12 protein-coding genes are annotated in these 15,095 nt (G+C 68.6%); 7 read left to right on the top strand and 5 right to left on the bottom strand.

Features of this window, described 5'->3' with window-relative positions; translation table 11 throughout:
* The first annotated feature begins 9 nt into the window (after positions 1-9).
* The 5 genes from IC535_RS13755 to IC535_RS13735 are packed head-to-tail and all read left to right on the top strand — an operon-like array spanning position 10 to position 7,088.
* Entirely contained in the window at positions 10-1,311 is a 1,302-nt protein-coding gene (locus IC535_RS13755; RefSeq protein ID WP_228886883.1) for a sugar ABC transporter substrate-binding protein, read from the top strand.
* A complete protein-coding gene (locus IC535_RS13750) occupies positions 1,308-2,189 on the top strand; it encodes a carbohydrate ABC transporter permease (protein WP_228886838.1) in 882 nt (293 codons plus the stop codon). Before IC535_RS13755 ends, IC535_RS13750 begins: the two co-directional genes overlap by 4 nt.
* Positions 2,186-3,022, top strand: coding sequence for a carbohydrate ABC transporter permease (locus IC535_RS13745; protein ID WP_228886839.1), 837 nt, complete (start codon positions 2,186-2,188; stop codon positions 3,020-3,022). Before IC535_RS13750 ends, IC535_RS13745 begins: the two co-directional genes overlap by 4 nt.
* 17 nt (positions 3,023-3,039) lie before the next feature.
* On the top strand, positions 3,040-6,198 hold the full coding sequence (locus tag IC535_RS13740) for a discoidin domain-containing protein (protein WP_267473033.1): 3,159 nt from the start codon (positions 3,040-3,042) through the stop codon (positions 6,196-6,198).
* 8 nt (positions 6,199-6,206) lie between these two features.
* Entirely contained in the window at positions 6,207-7,088 is an 882-nt protein-coding gene (locus IC535_RS13735; protein ID WP_228886884.1) for an endonuclease/exonuclease/phosphatase family protein, read from the top strand.
* 117 nt (positions 7,089-7,205) lie between these two features.
* Here IC535_RS13735 and IC535_RS13730 read toward each other — a convergent pair whose 3' ends face one another.
* Together IC535_RS13730 and IC535_RS13725 are read right to left on the bottom strand one after the other, a co-directional pair.
* Positions 7,206-7,625: a hypothetical protein gene (locus IC535_RS13730; RefSeq protein WP_228886841.1), complete on the bottom strand. Its 420-nt coding sequence runs from the start codon at positions 7,623-7,625 to the stop codon at positions 7,206-7,208.
* An 86-nt stretch (positions 7,626-7,711) separates the two neighbouring features.
* On the bottom strand, positions 7,712-11,197 hold the full coding sequence (locus tag IC535_RS13725) for an Rne/Rng family ribonuclease (protein WP_228886842.1): 3,486 nt from the start codon (positions 11,195-11,197) through the stop codon (positions 7,712-7,714).
* Positions 11,198-11,605: 408 nt separating this feature from the next.
* Here IC535_RS13725 and IC535_RS13720 point away from each other — a divergent pair, with 408 nt between their 5' ends.
* Positions 11,606-12,583 (top strand): RluA family pseudouridine synthase, encoded by a 978-nt coding sequence (locus IC535_RS13720; protein WP_429000393.1) that lies wholly within the window; start codon positions 11,606-11,608, stop codon positions 12,581-12,583.
* A gap of 144 nt (positions 12,584-12,727) precedes the next feature.
* On the opposite strand, the gene zupT is transcribed toward IC535_RS13720, so the two are convergent.
* From zupT to IC535_RS13705, 3 genes are all read right to left on the bottom strand, one after another.
* A complete protein-coding gene (gene zupT, locus IC535_RS13715) occupies positions 12,728-13,537 on the bottom strand; it encodes a zinc transporter ZupT (protein ID WP_228886844.1) in 810 nt (269 codons plus the stop codon).
* 90 nt (positions 13,538-13,627) lie between these two features.
* Positions 13,628-14,044 carry an energy transducer TonB gene (locus IC535_RS13710; protein ID WP_228886845.1) on the bottom strand — a complete coding sequence of 139 codons (417 nt, stop codon included), beginning with the start codon at positions 14,042-14,044 and terminating at the stop codon, positions 13,628-13,630.
* A 5-nt stretch (positions 14,045-14,049) separates the two neighbouring features.
* Complete coding sequence (locus IC535_RS13705) at positions 14,050-14,391, bottom strand: 4a-hydroxytetrahydrobiopterin dehydratase (RefSeq protein ID WP_228886846.1); 342 nt, start codon at positions 14,389-14,391, stop codon at positions 14,050-14,052.
* Between the two features lie 100 nt (positions 14,392-14,491).
* Here IC535_RS13705 and IC535_RS13700 point away from each other — a divergent pair, with 100 nt between their 5' ends.
* Complete coding sequence (locus tag IC535_RS13700) at positions 14,492-15,091, top strand: NfuA family Fe-S biogenesis protein (RefSeq protein WP_228886847.1); 600 nt, start codon at positions 14,492-14,494, stop codon at positions 15,089-15,091.
* Positions 15,092-15,095: the final 4 nt, after the last annotated feature.

Here is a 15,095-nt window from a genome sequence, read left to right as displayed (position 1 = left end):
AAGCTGGGTCTGAGTCTGTTGCTGCTGCTGGTCGGCAGCCTGCTGTTGAGTGCCTGCCGCAAGGAGCCCGAAGGGGTGACCGTGCGGTTCTGGGCGATGGGCCGCGAGGCCGAAGTGGTCAGCGGGCTGATCCGCGAATTCGAGGCCGAAAACCCCGGCATCCACGTCGATGTGCAGAACATCCCGTGGACGGCCGCGCACGAGAAGCTGCTGACCGCCTTCGCCGCCGACGGCCTGCCGGATGTGTGCCAGCTGGGCAATACCTGGATTCCCGAGTTCGCCGAGCTCAACACCCTGACCCCGCTGCAGCCGTACGTGGACCAGTCCAAGGTGGTCGACCCGGCCGACTACTTCCAGGGCATCTGGGATACCAACGTAGTCCATGACGAACTGGTCGGGGTGCCGTGGTACGTCGACACGCGCCTGCTGTACTACCGCAAGGACCTGCTTGCCCAGGCCGGCTTCGACCACCCGCCGCGCACCTGGGCCGAGTGGAACACGATGATGGCCGCGATCAAGAAGATGCAGGGCCCCAAGCGTTACGCGGTGCTGATGCCGATCAACGAGTTCGAGCAGCAGCTGTCCTTCGCCCTGCAGCAGCCCGACCCGCTGCTGCGCGACGGTGACACGCGCGGCAACTTCAGCAGCCCCGGCTTCCGCAGGACGCTGGGCTTCTACGAAAACATGTTCGCCCAGGGCTGGGCGCCGCGCATGTCCGAAACCCAGATCTCCAACGTCTGGGACGAGTTCTTCCGCGGTTTCAACGTGTTCTACCTGTCCGGCCCGTGGAATATCCGCGAGTTCAAGAAGCTGCAGCCCAAGGAACTGGAAGGCAAGTGGGGCACCGCCGCGCTGCCCGGCCCGGACGGCCCCGGCGCGGGCATCGCCGGCGGCACCAGCCTGGTGATCTTCCGCTCCTCGCAGCAGAAGGAAGCCTCGTGGAAGCTGATCGAGTTCCTGTCGCGCCCGGCCATCCAGGAACGCTTCCATTCCATCATCGGCGACCTGCCGCCGCGGCGCAGCACCTGGGAATACCCCTCGCTGGCCAACGACCCGCTGGCGCAGCCGTTCCGCGACCAGCTCGAGCGGGTCAAGCCGACCCCCAAGGTGCTGGAGTGGGAGCGGATCGTGCAGGAAATGCGGATCATCACCGAACAGGTGGTGCGTGGTGGCCTTGATCAGGATGTGGCAGTGAAGGAACTGGACAAGCGCGTGGACAAGGTCCTCGCCAAGCGCCGCTGGATGCGCCAGCAGCAGGCCCCGGCCACCCCGGCCGATGCCGCGGCACCGGCCACGGAGGCCGCGCCATGAAGCAGCGTTCGCTTGCCGGCTGGATGTTCGCCGGCCCGGCCATCCTGGTCATCGGCGTGTTCTTCGGCCTGCCGGTGGCCTCGGCGCTGGCGCTGAGCATCACCGACTTCGACCTGTACGCACTGGCCGACGGCGCCAACCTGCGCTTTGTCGGGCTGGGCAACTACATCGACCTGCTGCAGACTCCGATGTTCTGGAAGTCGCTGTGGAACACCACGTATTTCGTGATCGTGGGCGTGCCGATGTCGATCGCGGTGTCGCTGGGCGCGGCGATCCTGCTCAATGCGCCGGCGGCGCGCTTCAAGGCGCTGTTCCGCACCGCGCTGTTCGCCCCGGTGGTGACCACCCTGGTGGCGGTGGCGGTGATCTGGCGCTACCTGTTCCACACCAGCTACGGCCTGGTCAACTACGGCCTGGGCCACCTGGGCATCAGCCCGATCGACTGGCTCGGCGACCCCAACTGGGCGATGCCGACCATCATGCTGTTCGCGGTGTGGAAGAACTTCGGCTACAACATGGTGATCTTCCTGGCCGGCCTGCAGGCGATCCCGCACGACCTGTACGAGGCCGCGCGCATCGACGGCGCCTCGCGCTGGAAGCAGTTCCTGCACATCACCCTGCCCATGCTCGGCCCGGTCCTGCTGGTGGTGGGGGTGATCACCGTGTCCGGTTACTTCCAGCTGTTCGCCGAACCCTACGTGATGACCCGCGGCGACCCGCTGCAGAGCACCGTGAGCGTGCTGTACTTCATGTTCGAGGAAGGCTTCAAGTGGTGGAACCTGGGCCGCGCTTCGGCGGTGGCGTTCCTGTTGTTCCTGATCATCCTGGCGGTGACCAGCGTCATGCTGCGTTTCGGCCGCAAGAGGCAGTTGGTATGAGTCGTGAAATCGGCCAGTCGCGCTGGCATGCATGGTGGGTCAACGGCGGGCTGAGCGTGCTGGCGCTGGTCAGCCTGGCCCCGCTGCTGTGGATGCTGTCGGTGTCGTTCATGCCCACCGGCGAGGCGGCGCATTTCCCGCCGCCGCTGCTGCCCTCGGCGCTGACCACGGTCAACTACCACGAGCTGTTCGCGCGGACCGGGATGGGCAACAACTTCGTCAACAGCCTGCTGGTCTCGCTGGCCATCACGCTGGGCTCGCTGCTGCTCAACACCATGGGCGGCTACGCTTTTGCCAAGCTGCGCTTCGCCGGCCGCGAGCGCATCTTCCAGATGCTGTTGGCCGCGCTGGTGATCCCGGCCCAGGTGGCGATGCTGCCGCTGTTCCTGCTGATGAAGCAGCTCGGCCTGGTCAACAGCTTCGGCGGGGTGATCGTGCCGGCGCTGGCCAGCGTGTTCGGCATCTTCCTGGTGCGCCAGTACGCGCGCTCGATCCCCGACGAGCTGCTGGAAGCGGCGCGCATCGACGGGGCAGGGGAGATGCGGATCTTCTTCCAGATCGTGCTGCCGATGCTCAAGCCGGTGCTGGTGACCCTGTCGATCTTCACCTTCATGGGCGCCTGGAACGACTTCATGTGGCCGTTGATCGTGCTGACCGACCAGGAGCACTACACTTTGCCGGTCGCCCTGGCCACCTTGTCGCGCGAACACATCATGGACGTGGAGATGATGATGGCCGGCGCGGTGGTCACGGTGGTGCCGGTGCTGCTGCTGTTTCTGGCATTGCAGCGTTATTACATCCAGGGTCTGCTGTTGGGGAGTGTCAAAGGGTGAAGCATGCTGCGGCGGTGATGGGTCTGGGTCTGGTCTGGTCACTGGCGGCCTCGGCCGCTGCGCCGCCGCCGTTGCCGGCACCGAAGCTGCTGGACAGCTTCGACGACATGGCGCCGTGGAAACTAGTGCTGTCCGACCAGGTCAGCGGTTCGCTGCGCAGCGTCGCCGGCAACGGCGGCGGCCGCGCCCTGTGCGTGGACTACGACTTCCACGAGGTGTCCGGCTACGTGGGCATCCGCCGCGAGCTGGGCATCGAGTTCCCGGAAAACTACCAGCTGGGCTTCCAGCTGCGTGGCGACTCGCCGGCCAACGACCTGCAGTTCAAGCTGATCGATGCCAGCGGCGACAACGTGTGGTGGGTCAACCGGCCCGGCTATGCGTTCCCCAAGACCTGGACCGGCGTGCAGTACCGCGCCCGCCAGATCGACAAGGCTTGGGGCCCGGATGCGGACAAGACCCTCAAGCGCAGCGCGGCGGTGGAATTCACCATCTACAACAAGGTCGGCGGCAAGGGCACGGTGTGCTTCGACCGGCTCACCCTGCAGGGCCTGCCGCCGATGGACACCTCGGCGCTGGCACCGTCGGTGATTGCCGATACCGCCACCGCGCTGCAGAGCCGCATCGCCGATGGCAAGGCCGACACGGTCTGGATCAGCGGCGGGGTGCCCGACCAGACCATCAGCCTGGACCTGCACAAGGTGCGCGAGTTCGGTGGGGCGGTGATCCAGTGGCTGCCCGGGCTGGAGGCCACCCGTTACGTGGTGCGCACCTCGCAGGACGGGCGCAACTGGCGACAGGTGCGCGAGATCACCGCCGGTGGTGGCGGCCGCGACTGGCTGGCGCTGCCCGATACCGAGGCGCGCTACCTGCGCTTTGATCTCAAGGGCGGCCCGAGCTGGCGCTACGGCATCCGCGACATCAGCCTCAAGCCGCTGGAATTTGCCGCCACCCCCAACGATTTCATCCGCTCGGTCGGCACCGACCTGCCGCGCGGCTTCGTGCCGCGTGGCTTCAGCGGCGAGCAGCCGTACTGGACCCTGCTGGGCCTGGACGGCGGCCGCGAACAGGCCCTGATCGGCGAGGATGGCGCGTTGGAAGTGGCCAAGGCCAGCTTCAGCGTGGAGCCGTTCGTGCTGGTGGACAACAAGAAGCTGCTCAGCTGGGCCGACGTAAGCAGCCGCCAGTCGCTGCAGGACGATTACCTGCCGATCGCCAGCGTGGACTGGAGCCACGACAAGGCCGCGCTGGAGGTCACCGGTTTCGTCCAGGGCACCGCCGACAAGGCGCAGCTGGTCGGCCGCTACACCCTGCGCAATCCGGACAAGGTCGCCCACGACTACACCCTGGCCCTGGCGGTACGCCCCTGGCAGGTCAACCCGCCGACCCAGTTCCTCAATACCGTCGGTGGCTTCAGCCGGATCGACAACCTGGCCGTGAGCCCCACCCAGGTGGAGGTCAACGGCAGCCCGCGGGTGTATGCGCTGCAGCCGGCCGATGCGGCCTTCGCCACCGCTTTTGACAGCAAGCTGGAGGTGGAGCACCTGGCCGACGGCACGCTGCCGGCCACCGGCGAGGTCGCCGACGCCACCGGGCTGGCCTCCGGCGCGCTGCTGTACCGCTGGCGGCTGGAGCCGGGCCAGAGCCGCGAGGTGACCATCGTGCTGCCGCAGACCGGCAACTGGACGATGCCTGCGGGCTTCGATGCGGGCAAGGCACAGCAGGCGGTCGCCTCGATGTGGCGGACCAAGCTGGACCAGGTGAGCCTGCAGCTGCCGGCGGCCGGCAAGCCGTTGGCCGACACCCTGCGCACGGCGCTGGCGCACATGCTGATCTCGCGGATCGGGCCCAGCCTGCAGCCGGGCACGCGCTCGTATTCGCGCAGCTGGATCCGCGACGGCGCGATGATTTCCGAAGGGCTGCTGCGCATGGGCCGCAGCGATGCGGTGCGCGACTACGTCAGCTGGTATGCGCCGCACCAGTTCGACAACGGCAAGGTGCCGTGCTGCGTGGATGCGCGCGGCAGCGACCCGGTGCCGGAGAACGACAGCCATGGCGAGCTGATCTTCAACATCGCCGAATACTGGCGCTATACCGGCGACAGCACCTTCCTGGAAGCCATGTGGCCGCATGTGCAGGGCGCGTACCAGTACATGGAGCGGCTGCGCCTGAGCGAGCGCACCGAGGAAAACCGCGCGCTCAACCCGGCCTTCTACGGGATGATGCCGGCCTCGATCAGCCACGAAGGCTATTCGGCCAAGCCGATGCATTCGTACTGGGACAACTTCTGGGCGCTGCGCGGCTACAAGGACGCGGCGATCATCGCCAGCACCCTGGGCAAGCTGGATGCGATGCAGATCAGCGCGTCGCGCGACCAGTTCCGTGATGACCTGCAGGCCTCGCTGCTGGCCGCGGTGAACCTGCACAAGATCGATTACCTGCCCGGGTCGGCCGAGCTGGGCGACTTCGATGCCACTTCCACCACCATCGCACTGGCCCCGGGTGGTGAACAGGGCCGACTGCCGCAGCCGTACCTGGACAACACCTTCGAACGTTACTGGACCGAGTTCGAGCAGCGCCGCGACGGCAAGCGCGAATGGAAGGACTACACCCCCTACGAATGGCGCAACGTCGCCGCGTTCGTGCGCCTGGGCTGGCGCGACCGTGCCTGGCAGGCCACCGGCTTCTTCTTCAACGACCGCGCCCCGCAGGCGTGGAACCAGTGGGCCGAAGTGGTCTCGCGCACTCCGCGCAAACCGTTCTTCGTCGGCGACCTGCCGCACGCCTGGGTGGCCTCGGACTTCGTGCGTTCGGCGCTGGACATGTTCGCCTACAACCGCGACGTCGACGACAGCCTGGTGCTGGCCGCCGGCGTGCCCTCGCGCTGGCTGGAGGCACCGGGCATCGCGGTCAAGGGCCTGCGCACGCCCAACGGCCTGCTCAACTACGCGCTGGTCCGCAACGACAAGCAACTGGTGCTGGAACTGCCGGCCGGGCTGGTACCGCCGCACGGCGGGGTGATCCTGCCGTGGCCCTACAGCGGCGAGCCCGGCGATACCACCATCAACGGCGAAGCGGCGCAGTGGTTGAACGGCGAGCTGCGCATCACCCAGGTGCCGGCCCGGGTCGAGATCGACATCCCGGCCGCGGTGCGCCGCGCCGAACGCAAGGCGCCGTAATGCAGCCGATGCAGGCATTGCGCATCGGCTGCGCCGGGTGGCTGTGCGCGCTGCTGCTGGCCGTCGTGCCGGCGCCGGCCGGCGCGGCCGATACCGGCGGTGCGGAAGCGCCGGGCATGAGCATGGTCACCTTCAACCTGCACCACGACCGCGAAGACTGGCCGGCGCGGCGCCGGGTGATCCTGCGCGAACTGCAGGCATTGCAGCCGGACGCGATCGCGCTGCAGGAGGTGATCCAGAAACCCCGGGTGCGCAACCAGGCCGCCTGGCTGGCGCGCAGGCTGGGCTACGACTACCAGTTCGTCTCCACCGACCCGCCCGGCAGCGCCAAACGCTATGGCAACGCACTGCTGACCCGGCGCCCGGTGCTGGCGCGCAACGAACACCTGCTGGCGCCGCTGGGCGACTACCGCACCGTGGCGCACCTGCGCATCGCCATCGACGCACACGCCGTCAACGTCTACGCCACCCACTTGAACGAACGCAGCGATGCCGACGGCAGCCGCATCCGCGCCGAACAGGTGGCCGACCTGCTGCGTTTCATCGCCGCCACCGCCGACGGTGCCCCGGTGGTGATTGCCGGGGATTTCAACGCCCTGGTCGATGCCGGCGACCTGAGCGAACTGCGCAACCATTACGGCGACAGCTTCGGCAGCGTGCACGTCAATACCGCGCAGGCCCCGGTCAGCACGCTCAACCGGCACTACTTCGACGCGCCACGCCGCATCGACCACGTCTTCTTCCAGCAGGACCAACTGCTCGCGCGCGAGGCAAAACTCCTGTTCGATCAGCCCTATGCCGAAGGCCGCTGGGCCTCGGACCATTACGGGGTCTGGACGCGGCTGCAGTTCGCGCCGAGCCCGGGCAGCCCGGCCGCCACTACGCCCTGATCGGGGAAACGCGGCCACGCATGGCGTGGCTCTACCCCCGGGTTGCGTGGCCGCATCGATAGCGTAGAGCCACGCCATGCGTGGCTGCTCCTGCACCATCGGCACGCTGCCGGCGCATTACGGAACGGTCCGCTCGCTGATCTTTTCCCACGCCTGGCCGTCGCGCGTGCGCCAGGTGCCGCCCGTGGCGCAGCACCCACCGGCGCCGAACGCCATCCGGCCCAGCACCGCAACCACCGCGCCGTCTTCCTGCCGCAGCGACTGCCGCTGGCAAGCGGTGAAGAACGGGTAGGGCGGCGGAGCCAGTACCTCGGTAAGCGTGACCGCCTGATCAGGTCCGCGGGTCACCCGGAACACCTTGCAGTCCTGCGCGAGCAGTTCGACGTCAGTGCCACGCAGCCGGCTGCGGACGACATCCTCCGGCCCGGCATCGCGCAGGGCGATGGCGTCCTTGCTGAGCACGGGCGGGTCGGGCTGGCAGGCGCAGAGCGCGCACAACAGTAGTGGGCATACGGGCAACAGCGGGCGCAGGTTCATCGGCCGAGCATGCCACAGGGGGCCGTAAACGCAGACAGCGGCCCGAAGGCCGCTGTCTGCGTTTGGCTGGTGACGCCTGGCCGGAATCAGCCCTTGTCGTGCTTTTCCGGATCCTGCGGCTCGGCCTGCACCACGTCGGTGGAGGCTTCATCGCTGGTGTCGGCCGGCGCTGCCTGCTCGGCCGCGTCGTTGCCGGCCACGGACTGACCGGCGGCGTTGCCGAACAGCTGGCCGCTGCGTTCGACCGGGGCGGTGTCGACCGCCTCGGCGCGTGCTGCCGGCGCCGGGGCGGCCGCTTCGGGCTGGGCCCGGGCGGCGACCACGGCATCGAGCATGCTGGTCTGCACCGGGCGCGGGGCCTGCACCGGGGCGGCTTCGGCCACCGGGGCGGCTTCAACGACGGCCGGGGCAGCGACCGGGGCGGTTTCCACCGCCGGGGTAGCAGCGGCGACCGGCGCCACTTCCACCACCGGGGCGGGCACAACCACCGGGGCCGGGGTCGGCTCCGGGGCGGCGGCCACGGCCGGAGCTTGCGCAACCGGCTCCACCGCCACCGGGGCAGTGACGACCGGCGGGGCGACCGGCGCGGCCGGCGTCGCCACCGGAGCGGCGGCGACCGGGGTCACCACGGCAGCCGGTTCGGCAGCAACCGGAGCGACCGGAGCCGGTGCCGGTTCCACCACCGGGGCAGCGGCCGCAGCCGGGCGCGGGGCCTGGACGGCAGCGGCCGGCGCGGTGGCTTCCACCCGGGCCGGGGCCGGGGTCGGGCTTTCCACGAACGGGACGCGGTCGGTGTAGGAGGCCGGGGCCTTTTCGGCCGCGGCTTCGGCCACCGGGGCCGGGCTCGGCTCGGCCGGGGCGGCATTCACCACCGGGCTGCTGACCACCGCTGCCGGTGCGGCAGCGGCGACGGCGGCAGCCGCCGGGGCCGGGCGCGGGGCCCGAACCGGTGCGGCGGCCGGCGCACTGCCGGCTTCGTCATCGAACTCGAACTCCGGCTGCGGCTGGCCGTTGTCGACGGCCGGGCGCTCGAAGGCGGCGGTGTTGCCACCGTCCAGATCGCCGTCCTGGTCGTCGCCATCGTCATCCAGACCGTTGTCGTCGCCATTGAACCCATCGCTGCCCGCTGCCTGCTCGCCATTGCCACGACGACGGCGACGGCCACCGCGACGGCCGCGGCGACGGCGCGAGGCGCCTTCGCCGTTGGCATCGTCGCCGTTGGCCGGTGCATCGCCGTGATCCAGCGCTTCGCCCGCGTCGGCCTGCGTCGCTGCGCCGGCCTGCTCGGCCTGCGCGGCGGTATCGGCCGGGCGCTCGGTGCCATCCAGCGCGTCGCTGACGGTCAGTGCGGCAGCGGCCAGCACGGCGGCATCGGCCGGCGTTGCAGCGGCCTGCACCGGCTTGGCGGCGTCGGCCTGCGGCTGGCGGGCCGGGCGTTCACCGGCCACGGCCTTGTCGGCCTCGCCCTGCGGCGGCCGGGGCTGCTTCTGCTTCAGCTTGGGCTGCTGCTGTTCATTGCGCGGCTTGGCCGGCTGCTGCTCGTTGCGCGGCTTGGCCTGGCCGGGCGCCTGCACCTGCGCGGCATTGCCGTTGGCCGGTGCGGCGGCGGTGTCCTGGCGGCGCTCGTCGCGACGCTCGTTCTTGCCGCCGCGCTCGCCACCACGTTCGCCACGTTCACCGCGCTGGTCCTTGCCACGGCCCTGGGCCTGCTGGCCGCCGCCGTTGCCGTTGCGCTCACCGCGCTCGTCGCGGCGACCGTTACGGTCCTTGCTGCGGTCCTTGTTGCGGTTGTTGCGGTTGCCGTCCTGGGCCGGGCGGTTGCCTGCCTGCGGGGCGGCGGCCGGGGCCGGTTCGCCAGCGAAGATGCGCTTGAGCCAACCGACCACGCCGGTGGCGGCCGGGGCGGCCACCGGGGCGGGGGCGACCGGCGCCGGTGCGGCTTCCGGTTCGGGCGCTTCGCGCACCGGGGCCGGCTGGCTGTGCTTGACCTGGGTCACCGCCGGGGCCACCGGGATGTTCAGCTGGGCCTTGGTCAGGGCGTGCACCGGCAGCTTGCGCGGGGTGCCGCGCTGGTAGCTCGGCTTGCCGCTGTCTTCGCCCAGTTCGTTGTCGCGCAGGCGCGTGACTTCGTAGTGCGGGGTGTGCAGCTGCTCGTCGGCCACGATCACGATCGGCGCGTCATGGCGCTGTTCGATTTCACGCAGCGCGCCGCGCTTTTCGTTGAGCAGGTAGTTGGCGATCTCGACCGGGGCCTGGACCAGCACCTGCCCGGTGTTTTCCTTCATCGCATGCTCTTCGGCCACGCGGATGATGGCCAGCGACAGCGACTCCACGCTGCGCATGCGGCCATGGCCGTCGCAACGCGGGCAGATGATCTGGCTGGATTCGCCCAGGCTCGGGCGCAGGCGCTGGCGGCTCATTTCCATCAGGCCAAAGCGCGAGATGCGGCCCAGCTGCACGCGCGCACGGTCGTACTTGAGCGCGTTCTGCAGGCGGTTTTCGACTTCGCGCTGGTGCTTGTTGGAGGCCATGTCGATGAAATCGATCACCACCAGGCCGCCCAGGTCGCGCAGGCGCAGCTGGCGGGCCACTTCTTCGGCCGCTTCCAGGTTGGTCTGGAACGCGGTGTCCTCGATGTCGCTGCCCTTGGTGGCGCGCGAGGAGTTGACGTCCACGGCGGTCAGCGCTTCGGTCTGGTCGACCACGATCGAACCGCCCGACGGCAGGCGCACGTTGCGCTCATACGCGCCTTCGATCTGCGATTCGATCTGGAAGCGGTTGAACAGCGGGATGTCGTCCTTGTAATGCTTGAGCTTGCGCAGGGTCTGCGGCATCACCTGCTGCATGAACTCGCGGGCGGTCTCGTACAGCTCCTCGGTGTCCACCAGGATCTCGCCGACGTCGGCGCGCAGGTAGTCGCGCAGGGCGCGCACGATCAGGCGCGATTCCTGGTAGATCAGGAACGGGGCCGGCTTGGTCAGCGCCGCTTCGGCGATCGACTTCCACACCTGCAGCAGGTAATCCAGGTCCCACTGCAGTTCTTCGGCATCGCGGCCGACGCCGGCGGTGCGGATGATCACGCCCATGTCGTCGGGGATGTTCAGCTTGTCCAGCGCTTCCTTCAGCGCGGCGCGGTCTTCGCCCTCGATCCGGCGCGAGACGCCGCCGGCGGTCGGCGAGTTCGGCATCAGCACCATGTAGCGGCCGGCCAGCGAGATGAACGTGGTCAGGGCGGCGCCCTTGTTGCCGCGCTCTTCCTTGTCCACCTGGACCACCACTTCCTGGCCCTCGCGCAGCAGCTCGCGGATGCCGGCCTTGTTGTGGTCGACCCCGGCCTGGAAGTAATCGCGGGAGATTTCCTTCAGCGGCAGGAAGCCATGGCGCTCGCCGCCGTACTCGACGAAGGCCGCTTCCAGCGACGGTTCAAGGCGGGTGATGCGGCCTTTGTAGATGTTCGACTTCTTCTGTTCCTTGGACGGCTGTTCGATGTCGATGTCGTACAGCGTCTGGCCATCCACGATGGCTACCCGCAGCTCTTCGGCCTGCGTGGCGTTGATCAGCATTCGCTTCATACTTGCGTTCCTCGCGCGCTGCTACCGCGCGGAACGCCATGGGGTTTCGCTTCTGGTCACGCTTCGACGCCCATCGCGCAGGCGCGGGGAGGGCGGCTTGGGTTTCCAGCGCTACAACACCACGGCAGGCCGCGGGAGCGCTTCTTTGTGTTTTGGTTTGGGTGTTACGGGGCCGGAGGCAGCTGTCAGCCAGGCTGGAGCGCCACAGGGACATGTTTTTCAGCACAAATGCTTGTCAGGCATCCGGCGATGGCCGGGACCGCCGGTGAGCCGCTAACATGGCCGCCCCGGGGGCGGTGGCTGCAGCACTGTGCCGGAATCGCGGGAAGTCGGGCTTCTGGCCCAGAGCAACTTCCAACGAAATCAATCCCTTATCTCGCCCGCCGAGTGTAACAGAATAAAAGGCCAATGACCGTTACCGAGCCCACCCCCAAAGCCGCTGAAGCCATGACCAGCGTACGTATCATCACTGTCCCGGCCGACCGCGCCGGGCAACGCCTGGACAACTTCCTGCTCGGCCAGCTCAAGGGTGCACCGCGCAGCCTGATCTACAAACTGGTGCGCAGCGGGCAGGTCCGGGTCAACGGCGGCCGCGCCAAGGCCGAGCGCAAGCTCGAAGGCGGCGACGAAGTCCGCGTCCCGCCGGTTCGTCTCACTGAAGAAGGAGACAAGGCCGGGCCGCCGCCTTCGTTCATGAAGCGTCTGGAAGATGCCATCGTGTTCGAGGACGATCGGCTGCTGGCGCTGAACAAGCCGTCCGGCGTGGCCAGCCACGGCGGCAGCGGGATCAGTTTCGGCGCGATCGAGACCCTGCGCGCGCTGCGCCCGGGCAAGACCCTGGAACTGGTGCACCGGCTGGACCGGGACACCTCCGGCCTGCTGATCGTGGCCAAGAAGCGCTCGGCCCTGAGCGAACTGCAGGCGTTGCTGCGTGAAGACCACGGCGCCGGCATCCGCAAGCGCTACCTGACCCTGCTGGTGGGGCGCATGCCCGACGGCACCATGACCGTGGACGCGCCGCTGCACGTGGGCCTGCGCCAGGGCGGCGAGCGCCACGTGCAGGTCAACCCGATCGGCAAGGAGTCGATCAGCCACTTCAGCGTACTGGAGCGCAAGGGCGGGCATTCGTACTGCGAGGTGCGCATCGAGACCGGCCGCACCCACCAGATCCGCGTGCACGCCCAGCACCTGGGCCATCCGGTGGCCGGGGACGACAAGTACGGCGATGCGGACGTCAACAAGCGGCTGCGCGAGCAGATCGGCCTCAAGCGCCTGTTCCTGCACGCCGCCTCGCTGGAGTTCGCGCTGGACGCGGGCAAGACCCCATACCTGATCAACGCGCCGCTGGCCGATGAGCTGGTGGAGGTGTTGAACCGGTTGAAATAGTGCCGGCGGCCGATCCGGCCGCGCGGGACGGGGGGAGTGCCGGCCGCTGGCCGGCTCCTCCGAATGTCGATCGACACGGTGCAGAGCCGGCCAGCGGCCGGCACTACCGGGCCGGGCCCGCTGTTATCGGGTTATGGCCCAGCCTCACCACTTGAACAACACCAGGCTGATCGCCAGGCTGCCCATGCCGGCCACCAGGCCGTACACGGTTTCGTGGCCCTTGGCGTAGCGTTTGGCCGCCGGCAGCAGCTCGTCCAGGGCCAGGAACACCATCACCCCGGAAATCAGCCCGAACACCCAGCCGAAGGTGGCGTGGTTGAGCATGCCCGACAACGCGAAGTAGCCGATCGCCGCGCCCACCGGCTCGGCCAGCCCGGACAACAGGCTGGCGCCGAAGGCATACCACTTGTTCTGCGTGGCGAAGTACACCGGCACCGCGATGGCGATGCCTTCGGGGATGTTGTGGATGGCGATGGCGAACGCCAGCGGCATGCCCACCGCCGGGCTTTCCAGGGTGGCGAAGAAGGTGGCCAGGCCCTCGGGGAAGTTGTGCGCGGTGATCGCAATGGCGGTCAGCAGGCCCACCCGCCGGATATAGGCCTTGTTGTTGTCGCGGAACAACGGGTCCTGCTTGTCCAGGCTCTCGTGCGGATTGGGAATGAGGTGGTCGATCACCACGATCAGCAGCACCCCGGCCAGGAACGCGGCGGTGCCGTAGGCAAAGCCCAGGCGCGCATCGTAGGCCTGGGTGAACGAATCGATCGCCTTGTTGAGGATCTCGGTCAGCGACACGAACACCATCGCGCCACCGGCAAAGGCCAGCCCGAACGCCAGCAGGCGCGGGTTGGGGCGGCGCGAGAACAGCACCATCAAGCTGCCCAGGCCGGTGGCCAGGCCGGCGGCCAGGGTTACCCCCAGGGCGATCCAGACGTTTTCAGAAGAGATTTCCAGCATGCGCCACGGCATCCTTGTTCAAGTACGGCGCGCCCCGGTAGAGGCGCGCGACGGGAGGCGTGGCGAAGGCTGACCTCGATCAGGGAGCAATCAACCGCCCCGGCGCAACCGCTCTTCCACGGCAAAGCACTCATCGGGCTTGGGTTGCGGCGGATTGAAGCTGACCGGTACCTGGATGGTGGTCGATACCGTCTGCCCGGCGCGGGTGGCGGCCTTGAACTGCCAGCCCTTCACCGCCGTGCTGGCCAGTTCGTCGAGCTGGATGTTGCCGCTGCCGGTCAGCAGGTTGACCTGGGCCGGCGCGCCGTCGCTGGCGATCACCACCTTGAAGGTGCTGGTGCCGCCGATGCCCTGACAGGCCAGTTCGATCGGGTACTGCGGTGGCGGGGTCTTGACCGCGGCCACCTCGGTCGGCGCGGCCACCGGGGCTTGCGGCGCGGCCGGCTGGTTGCAGCCGGCCAGGGCGGTCAGGGCGATGCTGGACAACACAAGGGTCTGCAGTTTCATGGCAATCACTCCGTCAGGGCCGACGCCCTGGCTGCACAGATGAAGTCGTTTTCGCTCAGCCCGCCCACGTCGTGGGTGGAAAAGCGCACCACGGCGCGGTCGTAATGCACGCCCAGGTCCGGGTGGTGGTCCTCGCGGTGGGCCACCCAGGCCAGGGCGTTCACGAACGCCATGGTCCGATGGTAGTCCTTGAAGCGGAAGGTGCGGGTCAGCGCCTGGCCCTGCTCGGCCAGTTCCCAGCCCGGGACCTGCGCCAGCAGTTCGGCCACCCGGGCCTGGTCCAGCTTGTGCTCGCTGCCCCTGCGCGGTACGCAGTGCGCCTGTGCCAGCGGAATCGGGTCGGCCATGAAATCCTCCACTCCAGTGTGTTGCGGGATGCCTGAACGATGCGCCGCCCGGTGTATAAGCCGAATGAGCGCATAACATGTAAGCCGCTAGAATAGCCCGATGATCCAGATATCCGACACTGCCCAGACCTATTTCCGCAAGCTGATCGAGCGTGAGGCCGTGCCCGGCATGGGCGTGCGCCTGAGCGCGGTCGACCCCGGCACCCCGCGCGCCGATGCCCGCCTGGAATTCGCCGAGCCGAGCCAGTTGCTGGGCGATGAGTGGGCGGTGGACTGCGACGGCTTCACCCTGTTCGTCGATGCGCCCAGCGTGGGCTGGCTGGACGGGGCCGAGATCGACATCGTCAGCAACGCCACCGGCAGCCAGCAGCTCACCATCAAGGCACCGAAGATCAAGGGCGAAGCCCCCGGCCAGTCCGATTCGCTGATCGAACGGGTGCGCTGGGTGGTGGAGAACGAAGTGAATCCGCAGCTGGCCTCGCATGGTGGCAAGGTGGCGGTGCAGGAAGTTTCCGCCGACGGCGTGGTGCTGCTGCGCTTCGGTGGCGGTTGCCAGGGGTGCGGCATGGCCGATGTGACGCTCAAGCAGGGCATCGAGAAGACCTTGATGGGCCGCGTGCCGGGCATCACCGCCGTGCGCGATGCGACCGACCACGACAGTGGCAACGCGCCGTACATCCCGCGCGGCACGGCCGCCTGATCGC

Origin of the sequence: Stenotrophomonas rhizophila, assembly GCF_020857975.1 — a bacterium.
In the GTDB taxonomy this organism is placed as follows: domain Bacteria; phylum Pseudomonadota; class Gammaproteobacteria; order Xanthomonadales; family Xanthomonadaceae; genus Stenotrophomonas; species Stenotrophomonas rhizophila_C.
The sequence above is the reverse complement of the archived record's forward strand: the minus strand, read 5'-3'. Positions and strand labels throughout refer to the sequence as shown.